Below are 14,747 nucleotides of genomic sequence, written 5' to 3' on the forward strand. Positions count from 1 at the left end.
TTCAGGAGGAACTGTGCGACAACTAGTTATCAGGCTGTTTGTCCTGCTTGCGGTGCTGGCCACCGCAGGCTGTGGATTTCATCCGCGCGGCACCACTCAGGTGCCATCGGAGATGAAAACGCTGATTGTACAGAGTGGCGATCCCTACGGGCCGCTGGCGCGCACCGTGCGTCAGCAGCTGCGCATCAACGATGTCAACATCGTTGAGGACAGCAAAGAGGCCAGCGCAACTTACCCGACGCTGCGTCTGGGAAGTGTGCGACAGGGGCGTGACACCGCGTCAGTGTTTATCAGCGGTACCACGGCGGAATATTCGCTGGTGATGACGCTGACCGCGCAGGTCGTGCTGCCAGGCAAAGGAATTTATCCTATCAGCACCACGGTCTACCGCTCGTTCTTCGACAACCCTAACGCCGCACTGGCAAAGGATGCGGAACAGGATATGATCCTGCAGGAGATGCGTCAGCGTGCAGCAGAGCAGCTGGTGCGTAAACTGCTCACGGTGCATGCCGCGCAGCTCAATAACAAAGAGACGCTGCCGGAGCCGGAGGTTATTACGCCGGGTTCTGATTCACCGGAAGTGCCCTCCTCTTCCGCCACCAGTCTGCAATGATCAGGATTTATCCTGAGCAACTGCACGCGCAGCTTCGTGAGGGGCTGCGCGCCTGCTATTTTCTCGCCGGTAATGAACCCCTGCTGATTCAGGAGAGTGCGGATGCTATTCGCGCCGCTGCTGGCAGCCAGGGGTTTGAAGAGCACTTTGCGGTGACGCTTGATGCCCAGACCGACTGGCAGGCGCTTTTCGCCAGCTGTCAGGCGCTGAGTCTGTTCACCCTGCGTCAGACACTGACGCTGACGCTGCCGGAAAACGGGCCGAATGCTGCGATGGCTGAGCAGCTGGTTACTCTTTCTGCCTTACTGCACAGCGATATTCTGCTGGTGCTGCGTATGACAAAACTGACCAAAGCACAGGAAAACAGCGCCTGGTATAAAGCGCTGAGTGCGCAGGCAGTACTGGTGCCGTGTCAGACGCCTGAACAGGCACAGCTGCCGCGCTGGGTCGCCGCTCGCGCCAAAGCGATGCAGCTCAGCGTCGATGACGCTGCTGTTCAGCTGCTTTGCTACTGCTATGAAGGCAATCTGCTGGCGCTGGCCCAGGCGCTGGAGCGGCTGTCGCTGCTCTGGCCTGACGGCAAGCTGACGCTGCCGCGGGTGGAAGCCGCAGTAAACGATGCTGCCCATTTTACGCCCTTTCACTGGGTGGATACGCTGCTGGCGGGAAAAGGCAAGCGGGCGCTGCACATCCTGCATCAGCTGCAGAAAGAGGACAGCGAACCGGTGATCCTGCTGCGTACCCTGCAGCGCGATCTGCTGACGCTGCTGCATCTGCAGCGCAATCAGGCAAAGCAGCCTCTGCGTGCGCTTATGGACCAGCAGCGCATCTGGCAGAACCGGCGTGCGCTCTTCACCGGGGCGCTGCAGCGGCTGGATGCCGAACGGCTGCATCAGGCGATACACTTGCTGGCTGAGCTGGAGCTCACCATGAAGCAGGATTATGGTCAGAATCTCTGGCCGCAGCTGGAAACGCTCTCGCTGCTGCTCAGTCAGCGCCACTTTCCGTCAGGATTACATGATGTCTGAGCTCAGCGCCCTGTTTGGCGGCACGTTTGATCCGGTGCATTATGGTCATCTGCATCCGGCAGAGGCGCTGGCGGAGCAGGTTGGGCTGAAAAAAGTCACGCTGATGCCCAACAATGTGCCCCCCCACCGGCCACAGCCGGAAGCGAGTGCCGCACAGCGGGTGGCGATGCTGCAGTGTGCGATTGCCGACCGGCCGCTGTTTGATATCGACACGCGCGAGCTGCAGCGCCAGACCCCCTCCTGGACTGTCACCACGCTGGAAGCGCTGCGTGAGGAGCGCGGTCCCCGGCAGCCGCTCGGCTTTATCATCGGCCAGGATTCACTGCTGTCGCTGCATAAATGGCATCGCTGGCAGGAGCTGCTGTCACTCTGTCACCTGCTGGTTTGCAAACGACCCGGCTATGCAACAGAAATGGGGTCGCCTGAGATGCAGCGGTGGCTGGAACAGCATCAGACGCAGGATAGTGCGGCGCTGCACAACGCGCCGGCGGGCCATATCTGGCTGGCGGAAACGCCGCTTTATGCTATTTCTGCCACTGAAATCCGCCAGCGGCGTCATCAGGGGCAATCCTGCAGCACGCTGCTGCCGGCAGCGGTGATCGACTATATCGACCGCACCGGCCTCTATCGGGATGTTCCGCCAGCCGGCGCGGGTAAATAACCCGGATATATATCCCCCCCGGTTGTAGCATGCTATACTGCGCCGCTTAATTTTTGGCTGCATTTCCGGGCATTCAGCCAGCCCGCATTACCTGTTTTTAAGGGGAACCTTTTGCAAGGCAAAGCACTCCAAGAGTTCGTTATTGATAAAATTGATGATCTTAAAGGCCAGGATATCATTGCGATTGATGTTCAGGGCAAATCCAGCATCACCGATTACATGATCATCTGCACCGGCACCTCAACCCGCCATGTTGCCTCTATTGCCGATCACGTTATGCAGGAGTCCCGCGCAGCTGGCCTGACCCCGCTGGGCGTGGAAGGTAAAGCGGCAGCGGACTGGGTTGTTGTCGATCTCGGTGACGTCATTGTGCACGTAATGCAGGAAGAGAGCCGTCAGCTTTATGAGCTGGAAAAGCTCTGGAGCTAAGCAGTGAAACTGCAACTTGTAGCCGTTGGCACTAAAATGCCCGACTGGGTTCAGACCGGTTTTATGGAGTATCTGCGGCGTTTTCCCAAAGATATGCCGTTTGAGCTGACTGAAGTTACGGCCGGAAAACGCGGCAAAAACGCTGATATTAAACGCATTCTGGAAAAAGAAGGCGAAGCGATGCTGGCGGCAGTGGGCAAAGGTAATCGTATTGTCACGCTCGATATTCCCGGACAGCCGTGGGAAACCCCACAGCTGGCACAGCAGCTGGAACGCTGGAAACTGGATGGCCGTGACGTCAGCCTGCTGATTGGTGGTCCTGAAGGCCTGGCTCCGGCGTGTAAAGCCGCTGCCGAACAGAGCTGGTCGCTGTCGGCGCTGACGCTGCCTCATCCGCTGGTACGCGTACTGGTTGCTGAAAGCCTTTACCGCGCCTGGAGTATTACCACGAATCACCCTTATCATCGTGAATAAACGCCCGACAACCTCCAGATAAAAACGCAGCGGATGAAACTACAGAGCAACGCTTTTCGCGATTACACTGCCGAACAAAAACTGTTTGTCCGCCGCGCCCTTGTGGCGTTCATCGGCATTCTGCTGCTCTCCTGCGTGCTGATTTTCAACCTCTATCATTTGCAGATCCTGCGGTTTGATGATTACAGCACCCGCTCGAATGAGAACCGTATCAAGCTGGTACCGGTCGCCCCGAGCCGCGGCATCATCTACGATCGCAACGGCGTTCCGCTGGCGCTGAACCGCACGATTTATCAGGCGGAACTGGTTCCGGAAAAAGTTGACGACCTGAAGCAGACGCTGCAGGCGCTGCGACCGGTGCTGGATCTGACTGACGACGATATCGACGCCTTTGAAAAAGAGCGCAAGCGCTCGCGTCGCTTTACCTCTATTCCGGTCAAAACCGGCCTGAATGAAGTCCAGGTTGCACGTTTTGCCGTGAATCAATACCGCTTTCCCGGCGTGGAAGTTAAAGGCTACCAGCGCCGCTATTACCCTTATGGCCAGACGCTGACGCATGTTGTGGGATATGTATCCAAAATCAACGATCGCGATGTCAAACGCCTTGATGAAGAGGGTAAGTGGCCTAACTATGCCGCCACGCATGATATCGGCAAGCTCGGTATCGAAAACTACTATGAAGATGTGCTGCACGGCAAAACCGGCTATGAAGAGGTCGAGGTCAATAACCGTGGCCGTGTGATCCGTCAGCTGCATGAGCAGTCTCCGCAGGCGGGCCGCGATATCTGGCTGACCGTTGATCTCCGGCTGCAGCAATACATTGAAACTCTGCTGACCGGCAGCCGGGCAGCGGTTGTTGTCAGCGATCCGCGCACCGGTGAGATCCTGGCGCTGGTCTCCACGCCAAGCTACGACCCCAACCTGTTTGTCGATGGCATCTCCAGTAAAGATTACAAGGCGCTGCTGAGTGATGAAAACCGGCCACTCTATAATCGCGCACTGCAGGCCGCCTACCCGCCCGCCTCGACGGTAAAACCTTACGTCGCGGTATCAGCGCTGAGCGCGGGCGTCATTAACCGTAATACCAGCCTGTTCGATCCTGGCTGGTGGCAGCTCCCTGGTTCTGAAAAGCGTTACCGTGACTGGAAAAAATGGGGCCACGGCCGTCTTAACGTTACAAAATCGCTGGAAGAGTCAGCGGATACGTTCTTCTATCAGGTCGCCTATGATATGGGCATCGATCGCCTCTCGGAGTGGATGACCAAATTTGGCTATGGTCATCGCACCGGTATCGATCTGCCGCAGGAGAGCGCCGGTAATATGCCGACGCGCGACTGGAAAATGAAACGCTTTAAAAAACCCTGGTATCAGGGTGACACGATTCCGGTCGGTATCGGACAGGGCTACTGGACTGCTACGCCGGTACAGATGAACAAAGCGATGTTGATCCTGATTAATGATGGGGTTATCAAAGTGCCGCATCTGCTGCGCGCTACGCGTGAGGGCAGCGCCATGGTGCCTTATCGTCAGCCACCGGATGCACCGATTGGCGATATTCACTCCGGCTATTGGGAGATTGCCAAAGATGGCATGTATGGCGTCGCCAACCGCGCCAACGGTACAGCACACAAAAGCTTTGCTGATGCGCCCTATAAAATTGCTGCCAAGTCAGGTACCGCACAGGTATTTGGCCTGAAAGAGAATGAAACCTATAACGCGCACAAAATTGCCGAACGCCTGCGCGATCACAAACTCATGACCGCTTTTGCGCCATACGACAAACCGCGCGTGGCCGTTACCATCATTCTGGAGAACGGCGGCGCCGGCCCGGCAGTGGGAACCGTAATGCGCCAGATCCTCGATCACATAATGCTGGGTGACAATAATACGGTGCTGCCTGAAGCCGCCCCGACGCCGCCCGGCTACGAAGGTGAATAATCATGTCGATGAACGATAGTCCGCAGAAAAGGACGATCTGGACACGTATCCATATCGACCCGCTGTTTATGTTAATTGTTATTGCGCTGCTGACTTACAGCGCCATTGTGATCTGGAGCGCCAGCGGGCAGGATCCGGGCATGATGGAGCGGAAGCTGGGTCAGATTGCTATGGGCACGGTGATCATGCTGGTGATGGCGCAGGTACCGCCGCGCGTTTATGAGAGCTGGGCGCCCTATCTCTATATTGTCTGCGTGATTTTACTGATAGCCGTTGACGCCTTTGGCCATATCAGTAAAGGCGCACAGCGCTGGCTCGATCTTGGATTTGTGCGCTTTCAGCCGTCAGAAATAGCCAAAATTGCCGTGCCGCTGATGGTCGCGCGCTTTATTAACCGCGACGTCTGTCCGCCCACGCTGAAAAATACCGGCATCGCCCTGGTGCTGATCTTTATGCCTACACTGCTGGTGGCAGCACAGCCCGATCTCGGCACCTCTATTCTGATCGCCGCTTCCGGCCTGTTTGTGCTGTTCCTGTCCGGTATGAGCTGGAAGCTGATTGGCGTGGCGGTGCTGCTGGTTGCCGCCTTTATTCCGGTGCTGTGGTTTTTCCTGATGCATGACTATCAGCGCGATCGCGTGATGATGCTGCTCGATCCTGAAAGCGACCCGCTCGGCGCGGGGTATCACATTATTCAGTCCAAAATAGCCATCGGTTCCGGTGGCCTGCGCGGTAAAGGCTGGCTGCACGGTACGCAGTCCCAGCTGGAGTTTCTGCCGGAGCGTCATACCGACTTTATCTTTGCCGTGCTGGCAGAGGAGCTGGGCCTGGTCGGCGTGCTGCTGCTGCTGCTGCTCTATCTGCTGCTGATTATGCGCGGCCTGATCATCGCCGCACGGGCGCAAACCACGTTTGGTCGCGTGATGTCAGGCGGATTAATGCTGATTCTGTTTGTTTATGTTTTCGTTAATATCGGCATGGTAAGTGGTATCTTACCGGTGGTTGGCGTACCGCTGCCGCTGGTCAGTTACGGCGGGTCGGCGCTAATCGTATTAATGGCGGGGTTCGGCATTGTCATGTCGATCCATACTCATCGAAAAATGTTGTCTAAAAGCGTTTAAGAGGCTGCACATGCGTAAGGACTGGCTTGGGGTTGCACTGGCGTCACTGGTATTAAGTGCCTGTACCACACAGGAACCGCAAACAAATACGCCACCGCCACAACCGGCGTATAACGGTCCGGTAGTGGAGATCCCGGGCGTTGAGCCGCGCTATGAACCGATCAATCCGGCCACCAGCCAGGATTACAGCGTGAATGGCAAAACCTGGCGCGTGGTCAAAAATCCGTCAGACTTCAGTGAAGTGGGCCTGGCAACCTGGTATGGCGATGAAGCTAAAGGCAACCGTACCGCTATTGGTGAAACCTACGATCCTGATGCACTGACCGCAGCGCATCCTACCCTGCCCCTGCCAAGCTACGTGCGTGTCACCAATATGGCCAACGGCCGGCAGATTGTGGTACGCGTCAACGATCGCGGTCCCTACATGCCGGGGCGTATTATCGATCTGTCACGCGCCGCGGGCGATCGTCTGAATATTTCAAACAATACGCGCGTTCGGGTCGACTTTATCAACGTCGCGCCTGATGGCTCAGTTTCCGGCCCCGGTACAATTGGCACCACGGTGGCGAAGCAGAGCTACGCGCTGCCCGCCCGTCCCGATCTCAGCGGCGGTAATGTCATGAACGGCGGCAGCGCGCCGCAGCCCGCAGACACAGACGTGCGCGAAGTTGATAACCGCGCGCTGCAGGGCGACGACAGCCTGGGTGCCCCGGTACAGAGCAGCGGCTTTCTGGGCGCGCCGCAGCCGTTAGCAAACGGCGTGCTGGAGGGCAGCGAGCCGCCGCCGGCCCCTGCACCCGCAGTAGCCGCCCCTGCCGCTCCCGCCGCCGCGACCAGCCAGAGCGCACCGGCCAGCGGCAGCTATGTTGTGCAGGCTGGCGCGCTGAATGATGCAGGTCGCGCACAGCAGCTGGCCAGCACGCTGGGTAAGCGCTTTGGCGTGCCGGGTAAGGTTGAGAGCAGCGGTAATGTTTACCGCGTTCAGCTTGGCAGCTTTGCCCGCCGCGCGGATGCTGCGGCCCTGCAGCAGCGCCTCAGTACGGAAGCGCAGATTAACGCCTTTATTACCACAGCCCGTCCCTGAAAGTGACGGACAGTAACATTTACGGCTAAAACTGACCGGCAATGCGGGATGCTGCCCGATCCCGCATTTGCTATAGTAAGGCACTTTTTTCACCCTTAACCCCACGGATGTTGTAGTCCTTAACATGAATACGCTGAAACCTTCTCGTTTGCTGAAACGCCTGACAGTGGGATCACTGGTCGCCTTCTCTCTCAGCCATGTTGCCTTTGCTGATGATATCAATCTCAAAACCATGATTCCGGGTGTGCCGGACATTGATGCTGAGGCTTATGTACTAATCGACTATAACTCCGGCAAGGTACTGGCAGAAAAGAACGCTGATGCGCGCCGCGATCCCGCCAGCCTGACTAAAATGATGACCAGCTACGTTATCGGTCAGGCGGTTAAAGCCGGTAAGATCCATCAGGATGATATTGTTACCGTGGGCAAAGACGCCTGGGCTACCGGCAACCCGGTATTCAGGGGCTCATCGCTGATGTTCCTCAAGCCAGGCGATCGCGTGCCGGTCTCCCAGCTGACACGCGGCATCGTGCTGCAGTCCGGTAACGACGCCTGTGTTGCGATGGCTGATTACGTGGCTGGCAGCCAGGATGCGTTCGTTAACCTGATGAATAACTATGTTGGCGCACTGGGCCTGAAAAACACCCATTTCCAGACGGTACATGGTCTGGATGCTGACGGCCAGTACAGCTCCGCGCGGGATATGGCGCTGATTGGCCAGGCGCTGATCCGCGACGTGCCGGATGAGTACGCTATCTACCGTGAGAAAGAGTTCACCTTTAACAATATTCGTCAGATGAACCGTAACGGTCTGCTGTGGGACAGCAGTCTGGCAGTAGACGGCATCAAAACCGGTCATACTGAAGCGGCGGGCTATAACCTGGTGGCGTCTGCTACCGAAGGCCAGATGCGCCTGATCTCCGCCGTAATGGGCGGCCACACCTTTAAAGGACGCGAGACCGAAAGCAAAAAGCTGCTGACCTGGGGCTTCCGCTTCTTCGAAACCGTGGCACCGCTGAAAGCGGGTAAAGAGTTTGCTTCTGAACCCGTCTGGTTTGGCAATACCGATCGCGTTCAGCTGGGCGTGGAGAAAGACGCCTATCTGACTATCCCGCGCGGCCGGATGAAAGATCTGAAGGCGAGCTATGTGCTGAACAACACTGAACTGCACGCGCCGCTGAAGAAAAACCAGGTGGTTGGCAGCATTAACTTCCAGCTTGATGGTAAAACGGTTGAGCAGCGCCCGCTGGTCGTATTGAATGAAGTTGAGGAAGGCGGTTTCTTTGGCCGCATCATCGACTACATCAAGCTGATGTTCCATCACTGGTTTGGCTGAGTCGCGGTTGAAAAATCACCAGCCCGCCCATAAATAAGATATGATCAAGGCTCTCGCCCAGGCGGGAGCCTGTTTTTTTAAGCACCGGAGTTAATATGAAAACCAAACTGAATGAACTGCTCGAATTCCCTACCCCCTTTACCTATAAAGTTATGGGACTGGCGCAGCCAGAGCTGGTTGATCAAGTGGTTGAAGTGGTGCAGCGGCATGCGCCTGGCGACTATACACCTGACGTAAAGCCCAGCAGCAAAGGCAACTACCACTCTGTATCCATCACCATTACCGCGACCCATATTGAGCAGGTTGAAACGCTCTATGAAGAGCTGGGTAACATCGATATCGTGCGCATGGTTCTGTAATACCGGCGCTGGCAAAGCCCGCTTTGCCAGCGTTATACTCAGGCTTTCCCTCTTTACCGGACCTCTGCTGTGTCTGCAAATACACTTCTTGTACGCAATCTTGGCCTGCGCGACTGGCAGCCTGTCTCTGACGCCATGCATCACTTTACCGATACCCGCAACGCGGAAACCCCCGACGAGCTTTGGCTGGTTGAGCACGCGCCGGTCTTTACGCAGGGACAGGCTGGTAAAGCTGAACATCTGCTGATGCCGGGCGATATTCCGGTGGTGCAGAGCGATCGCGGGGGGCAGGTCACTTATCACGGCCCGGGCCAGCAGGTCATGTACGTGCTGGTAGATATTAAGCGGCGCAGGCTGGGCGTGCGCGAGCTGGTTACGGCGCTGGAAGAGACCGTGATTGCCACCCTGGCAGAGTACGGCGTGGCGGCGCGCGCGCGCGCAGATGCGCCCGGCGTTTACGTGGGTGATGACAAAATCTGTTCGCTCGGATTGCGGATCCGTAAAGGCTGTTCATTTCACGGGCTGGCGCTGAATATCGCGATGGATCTGGCTCCGTTTCTGCGTATCAATCCGTGCGGCTATGCCGGGATGCAGATGACGCAGCTGAGCCAGTTCCGGCCCGGTGCTCTGCCGGCTGACGTACGTCCGCGTCTGGTGGCACACTTCGCGCGTTTAACAGGATTTGACGAGATGGCCTGGCAGGATGAAAGCGCTGACTGACCTTGTCTGTGCGTGCGTATTTACAAAATTGTAACCTTTCTCACCGCATAGCGGCTGCTTCTGCAGCGGCGAGATGATATAATTTTTGCAAATTTTTCAAAAAAAGTTGAAAGCCTGGTTCTCAGTTTGAGTGAGGAAGCTTTCAAATCGCAATCCCGATCGGAACCTGCAGATTTATGAGTAAACCAATTCAGATGGAACGCGGCGTCAAGTATCGCGATGCCGACAAAATGGCGCTGATTCCGGTGAAAACCGTGGTCACCGAGCGCGACGAAATTCTGCGTAAGCCGGAGTGGATGAAGATCAAACTGCCGGCCGACTCCAGCCGCATTCAGGGCATCAAAGCCGCGATGCGTAAAAATGGCCTGCACTCCGTTTGCGAAGAAGCCTCCTGCCCGAACCTGGCGGAGTGTTTCAACCACGGCACCGCCACCTTTATGATCCTGGGCGCCATCTGTACCCGTCGCTGCCCGTTCTGCGACGTGGCACACGGTCGTCCTAACGCCCCTGATGCGAACGAGCCGCTGAAGCTGGCGCAGACCATTGCCGATATGGCACTGCGTTATGTGGTTATCACCTCTGTCGATCGCGACGATCTGCGTGACGGCGGCGCACAGCACTTTGCTGACTGCATTACAGCTATTCGTGAAAAGAGTCCCAGCATAAAAATTGAAACGCTGGTCCCTGACTTTCGCGGACGTATGGATCGTGCACTGGAGATCCTCACCGCCACGCCGCCTGACGTGTTTAACCATAATCTGGAAAACGTGCCGCGCGTCTATCGTCAGGTACGTCCTGGCGCTAACTATGAGTGGTCGCTTAAGCTGCTGGAGCGCTTTAAAGAGGCGCATCCTGATATCCCGACTAAATCGGGCCTGATGGTCGGCCTGGGCGAAACCAATGCAGAGATTGTGGAAGTGATGCGCGATTTGCGTCGTCACGGTGTAACCATGCTGACGCTGGGACAATATCTGCAGCCCAGCCGTCACCATCTGCCGGTACAGCGCTATGTCAGCCCGGCGGAATTTGATGAGATGAAAGAAGAAGCGATGGCGATGGGCTTTACGCACGCCGCCTGCGGCCCGTTTGTGCGCTCGTCTTACCATGCAGATATGCAGGCTAAAGGGCTGGAAGTAAAATAATCCTCTGCTGACATCTTTCTGATACAAAAAAACCAGCCTCTGTGAGTCTGGTTTTTTTTCATCACAACTTGTTACAGTTGTGCGGCCCGGGTACGCCGTTACTCTTTATGGCTGACGCGCTCTGCCGGGATCTCATCTGCACTGCTCTTTGCAACGGTGCTGTCGTCGTCTTTCATGGCTTTTTTAAAGCCCTTGATCGCCGATCCTAAATCACCGCCCAGTGAACGCAGCTTATTAGTACCAAATAACAGAACAATAAGCGCACCGATAATCAGCAGCTTGGCAATACTGATACCTTCCATACTCTACCTTCAGCTCTCACGTATAACGGACAGCCCTTATTAACGCGCACTCTGCGCCGGCACTCAACAGAATTCTGTAACAGAGTAAGATCGGATCGATCACTCCTGACGCAGCTGCGGCGTGGCAAAGCGGCGGTTCTCCAGCACCGGCAAAATGCGGCGTGCGTAAGCGAGTCGCTCCCTTTCCAGATCGGCAAAGATCAGCGCCGCAGATTCAGCGGCCTGCGCGATCGTCACCCCCAGCGGATCGATCGTCATACTGTTGCCAATATTACGCGGCCCGCATTCTCCGGTGGCAACCAGATAACAGGTATTTTCCAGTGCGCGGGTAGCATTCAGTAGCGCCCAGTGACGCTCTTTTTGCGGACCTCTGACCCAGGCCGCGGGCAGTACCAGCACGTCTGCCCCATCCAGCGCCAGACGTCGTGCCAGCTCAGGAAAGCGAATATCGTAGCAGGTCATCAGCCCGACCTTCATACCCGCGACTTCAATCAGCGGCGGGATACTGCTGCCTGGCGTCACGCGCTGCGACTCCTGCATCGCAAAGGCGTCATAGAGATGCAGCTTGGCGTACCGGGCAATGATCCTGCCACTACGCAATGCAATCAGCATGTTTTGCGTTTTTCCTGCTGCAGCCGGCACGTGCACGCTCATAATAGTCGTGAGGCTGTTCTCTGCACTTTCAGCCAGCAGCGCGCTGACAAACGGGCCATCAAGCGGCTGTGCCGCCTGCAGAATACGATCGGGGTGATCTCTGTCCTGCATCAGCACCGCTTCCGGCAGGACCAGCAAATCGGCCCCCCCTGCCCGCGCACGCTGCATCAGATCGCGACAGGTAACGATATTCTCCTGCCACTCGCTACTGACGGCGAACTGCCCCATTGCCGCTCTCATTTTTTCTCCTCCGGTACCGCTGTGCTAACAGAGATCTTTTATATGATAGCGCGGTGACTCCACATAGCCTTCACGTGCGTAAAACTGATTGGCCTTAAGCCGCGAAGCGTGACAGTGCACCTCCATACGATCGCAGCCTCGCTGCCGCGCCAGCTGCTCAGCGTGGGACAGCAGCTGCTGGCCGCTGCCTTTACTGCGTTCACCTTCCGCAATGCAAAAATAGCTGATACGGGCGAAATCCCCTGCCAGCGCCAGCTGCGGGATAAAATGCAGCGACAAAAACCCCAGCACCTGCGCCCCGTGCTCCGCCACCAGCAGAATCTCATCCGGATGAGTACAAAGCTGCGCCAGACGCGCTTCAATAACGTGCTCAGTGCCGCTATAGCCAAGCTCAGCCAGCAGCGCGCTCAGAGCGAAACAGTCATCGGGCCGCGCTTTTCGTATATGCATCGTGCTCCTCCTTGTATCGGGCTGTTGTTATATAGCCTGTGAACAGGAAAAGCTGCAAGCGGTAGTGGTTAAAACTCTGTTGCATCCCCGGTTTGTGAAACAGCCAGCAAAAAGCAGCGATGCCCTATTTCTGTCATCCGGGCTTAAGGCTGACTTAATCTTGCTTTGGCATGCTGAAGAAAATCACATCTGAGGCGAGTAAAATGAAAAACTGGATCCCACGTTCTTCGGAAGAGATACTGGCACTGGCTTTTACTGCAGTAGTGGTTGCTGCCTGGCTGATCACCTGGTGGCAGAACTGAAAAATGGATAAAAAAAACCCGCCATCAGGCGGGTTTTTAAAATTCTGACTGTTAACTTACAGAGCGGTAACGTTAGCAGCAGATGGGCCTTTAGCGCCGTCGGTGATTTCAAACTCTACACGCTGACCTTCAGCCAGAGTTTTGAAGCCGTTGCTCTGGATAGCAGAGAAGTGTACGAATACATCTTTGCTGCCATCTTCTGGAGTAATGAAACCGAATCCTTTGGACTCATTAAACCACTTAACGTTACCTTTGATCTTGGACATCTATATTACCTTTACATGAAAAATGGACACTAAACTGTGTCGTCATCTAGTACAGCAATTGCAGTGGCATTTGTCCAGTCCGAATTGATGAAAAAGTGATAAATATCGGATTTTTGTTCCTGCATCACACTTTTGCACTTACCTGCTCGCTTAAAACTGGAATCTGAGCCAGGCAAAATAGACGTTGCCATTATTATAAGTACCGGGAATGTAAGTCATTTGAAAGGTAGCAGGCCCATAGCCTATGGAAGCCAGCGGCAGTACCAGCGGGACCGGAATATATTTCCAGTTGTCACGTGCAGTAAAGCCAGCGGTATAGCCCGCTCCCAGATGAAAATGCTGATCCTGCAGCGGACGCCACGTCGCTTCCCAGCCATAGCCGGCAATAGGTTCCCACTTGTTGAAGGAGTCTTTAAACGCCATGACATAGAGCCCGTTCCAGTTGCCCTTGTCATCCCAGCGCGAGACGCCGCCCCCTGCGCCCCACGGCCGTTCGTTATACTTTTTGATGTGCTCATCATCATATGTCCAGCGGTTGTGCCAGGTAATAGCCGGTACATAAAGATCATAATGCTGTGGCGCAGACCAGGTCTGCGCCACATTGTCACTGAAACTATTCCATCCCGCTTTAAGCGCGGCGCCTGCCGTAGCGGCTGAAGCAGAAAATGAGACCAGTATGGTCAACACGCAGCCCGATATGGCTGCTAAAACGTGTCGATTCACAAATAAAACCCTGTTATTGCGTAATGTAATGGCAAGCAGAACATCTGAAAGTTGCTCTGCAAAACTGATTGCTGCGTTTTTACGTCTGAAGTTACCAAAAAGAGTGGTAACGCTTTTCAGATATAGTCTGAAATGACATACACGCAAGAGGCGTATTGTACCTTTCAGCGTCGCAATGGCTAAAACCCTGGCTAAACAAAACAGAAAAAGGGTTTCTGTGACAGAAAGTGCACTTTTAGCAATTAGCCAAACGCAAAAAAGCATTATTTATCATGGAGTAGATTAAATTTGCCGCATTGTTATACATATAAACAGAATTAATCATTTGAACCCGGGCTCTGATTGAGATATTTCTTGTTTTCTGCGAGGGAACAGGGAGAGGAAGGGTGACGATTTGTTGCAGCCAGTGCGGCAGTAAAAAGTTCTACTATACGTGCCAGCAGAGTGAGACTTCAGAGCCAGCAGGTCATCACGGCGCGCGCTGTGCAGTATGCAGGAAGCCGCTGAGTAGTGCAGATATTAAACCGCCTGAAATGACAGGCCGACAGCCCATTGTACGCTATGCGCGATAATAATTTCAGGCACCCGCAGGTGCCTGAACACGTCAGAAAATCAGCTTGAATACACCCGTAATAGTCAACAGCCCGACAATAAAGACAATCGCAATAATCCACAGAAATATTTTCATTATTCGCTCCTTCAATTTGAAAATTTATGCATCCGCTGCTGAGTATAGCTGAATATTCTGAACTCACCGTGCGCTGCCGGCGTGCGTTTCGCTTACCCGTCAGGAAAATAAGCCCATGGTATTTCTGCGAGCAGGGTCGCAGCTCAGTCATTAACTGGCCCTGCTGGCGTTCTTTACGGATAACGACAGGCTAAACTTAAAGCGCCTGCAACGGGCC

At 55.2% G+C, this 14,747-nt stretch carries 17 protein-coding genes; 12 read left to right on the forward strand and 5 right to left on the reverse strand.

What is annotated here, in order from left to right; all coding sequences use genetic code 11:
• Nucleotides 1-13 precede the first annotated feature (13 nt).
• From lptE to lipA, 12 genes are all read left to right on the forward strand, one after another.
• Nucleotides 14-613: an LPS assembly lipoprotein LptE gene (gene lptE, locus BBA90_RS15185; RefSeq protein ID WP_065649877.1), complete on the forward strand. Its 600-nt coding sequence runs from the start codon at nucleotides 14-16 to the stop codon at nucleotides 611-613.
• Nucleotides 610-1,641 carry a DNA polymerase III subunit delta gene (gene holA / locus BBA90_RS15190; protein ID WP_065649878.1) on the forward strand — a complete coding sequence of 344 codons (1,032 nt, stop codon included), beginning with the start codon at nucleotides 610-612 and terminating at the stop codon, nucleotides 1,639-1,641. Before lptE ends, holA begins: the two co-directional genes overlap by 4 nt.
• The gene (nadD, locus tag BBA90_RS15195) at nucleotides 1,634-2,302 is read left to right on the forward strand and encodes a nicotinate-nucleotide adenylyltransferase (protein WP_065649879.1); all 669 of its coding nucleotides are present in this window, start codon (nucleotides 1,634-1,636) and stop codon (nucleotides 2,300-2,302) included. Before holA ends, nadD begins: the two co-directional genes overlap by 8 nt.
• A gap of 111 nt (nucleotides 2,303-2,413) precedes the next feature.
• Complete coding sequence (gene rsfS / locus BBA90_RS15200) at nucleotides 2,414-2,731, forward strand: ribosome silencing factor (RefSeq protein WP_065649880.1); 318 nt, start codon at nucleotides 2,414-2,416, stop codon at nucleotides 2,729-2,731.
• A gap of 3 nt (nucleotides 2,732-2,734) precedes the next feature.
• Nucleotides 2,735-3,205, forward strand: coding sequence for a 23S rRNA (pseudouridine(1915)-N(3))-methyltransferase RlmH (gene rlmH, locus BBA90_RS15205; RefSeq protein ID WP_013357098.1), 471 nt, complete (start codon nucleotides 2,735-2,737; stop codon nucleotides 3,203-3,205).
• A gap of 33 nt (nucleotides 3,206-3,238) precedes the next feature.
• Complete coding sequence (gene mrdA, locus BBA90_RS15210) at nucleotides 3,239-5,143, forward strand: peptidoglycan DD-transpeptidase MrdA (RefSeq protein ID WP_065649881.1); 1,905 nt, start codon at nucleotides 3,239-3,241, stop codon at nucleotides 5,141-5,143.
• Between the two features lie 8 nt (nucleotides 5,144-5,151).
• Nucleotides 5,152-6,264, forward strand: coding sequence for a peptidoglycan glycosyltransferase MrdB (gene mrdB, locus BBA90_RS15215; protein ID WP_065650496.1), 1,113 nt, complete (start codon nucleotides 5,152-5,154; stop codon nucleotides 6,262-6,264).
• A gap of 10 nt (nucleotides 6,265-6,274) precedes the next feature.
• Nucleotides 6,275-7,348: an endolytic peptidoglycan transglycosylase RlpA gene (rlpA, locus tag BBA90_RS15220; protein ID WP_065649882.1), complete on the forward strand. Its 1,074-nt coding sequence runs from the start codon at nucleotides 6,275-6,277 to the stop codon at nucleotides 7,346-7,348.
• Between the two features lie 124 nt (nucleotides 7,349-7,472).
• Nucleotides 7,473-8,684: a D-alanyl-D-alanine carboxypeptidase DacA gene (dacA, locus tag BBA90_RS15225; RefSeq protein ID WP_065649883.1), complete on the forward strand. Its 1,212-nt coding sequence runs from the start codon at nucleotides 7,473-7,475 to the stop codon at nucleotides 8,682-8,684.
• Between the two features lie 95 nt (nucleotides 8,685-8,779).
• Entirely contained in the window at nucleotides 8,780-9,043 is a 264-nt protein-coding gene (ybeD, locus tag BBA90_RS15230) for a DUF493 family protein YbeD (protein WP_065649884.1), read from the forward strand.
• Nucleotides 9,044-9,112: 69 nt separating this feature from the next.
• Nucleotides 9,113-9,763 (forward strand): lipoyl(octanoyl) transferase LipB, encoded by a 651-nt coding sequence (gene lipB, locus BBA90_RS15235; RefSeq protein ID WP_065649885.1) that lies wholly within the window; start codon nucleotides 9,113-9,115, stop codon nucleotides 9,761-9,763.
• A 176-nt stretch (nucleotides 9,764-9,939) separates the two neighbouring features.
• Nucleotides 9,940-10,905 carry a lipoyl synthase gene (gene lipA / locus BBA90_RS15240; protein ID WP_039383121.1) on the forward strand — a complete coding sequence of 322 codons (966 nt, stop codon included), beginning with the start codon at nucleotides 9,940-9,942 and terminating at the stop codon, nucleotides 10,903-10,905.
• A gap of 98 nt (nucleotides 10,906-11,003) precedes the next feature.
• On the opposite strand, the gene tatE is transcribed toward lipA, so the two are convergent.
• The 5 genes from tatE to pagP all read right to left on the reverse strand — a co-directional run bounded on the left by tatE (nucleotide 11,004) and on the right by pagP (nucleotide 13,842).
• A complete protein-coding gene (gene tatE / locus BBA90_RS15245; RefSeq protein WP_039383119.1) occupies nucleotides 11,004-11,207 on the reverse strand; it encodes a twin-arginine translocase subunit TatE in 204 nt (67 codons plus the stop codon).
• Nucleotides 11,208-11,306: 99 nt separating this feature from the next.
• Complete coding sequence (locus BBA90_RS15250; protein WP_065649886.1) at nucleotides 11,307-12,101, reverse strand: deaminated glutathione amidase; 795 nt, start codon at nucleotides 12,099-12,101, stop codon at nucleotides 11,307-11,309.
• Nucleotides 12,102-12,125: 24 nt separating this feature from the next.
• Nucleotides 12,126-12,551: a GNAT family N-acetyltransferase gene (locus BBA90_RS15255; RefSeq protein ID WP_065649887.1), complete on the reverse strand. Its 426-nt coding sequence runs from the start codon at nucleotides 12,549-12,551 to the stop codon at nucleotides 12,126-12,128.
• Nucleotides 12,552-12,909: 358 nt separating this feature from the next.
• Nucleotides 12,910-13,119 (reverse strand): transcription antiterminator/RNA stability regulator CspE, encoded by a 210-nt coding sequence (gene cspE, locus BBA90_RS15260; RefSeq protein WP_010615627.1) that lies wholly within the window; start codon nucleotides 13,117-13,119, stop codon nucleotides 12,910-12,912.
• A gap of 150 nt (nucleotides 13,120-13,269) precedes the next feature.
• The gene (pagP, locus tag BBA90_RS15265) at nucleotides 13,270-13,842 is read right to left on the reverse strand and encodes a lipid IV(A) palmitoyltransferase PagP (protein ID WP_065649888.1); all 573 of its coding nucleotides are present in this window, start codon (nucleotides 13,840-13,842) and stop codon (nucleotides 13,270-13,272) included.
• Nucleotides 13,843-14,747 lie beyond the last annotated feature (905 nt).

Origin of the sequence: Pantoea eucrina (genome assembly GCF_001691555.1) — a bacterium.
Taxonomy (GTDB): domain Bacteria; phylum Pseudomonadota; class Gammaproteobacteria; order Enterobacterales; family Enterobacteriaceae; genus Pantoea; species Pantoea borealis.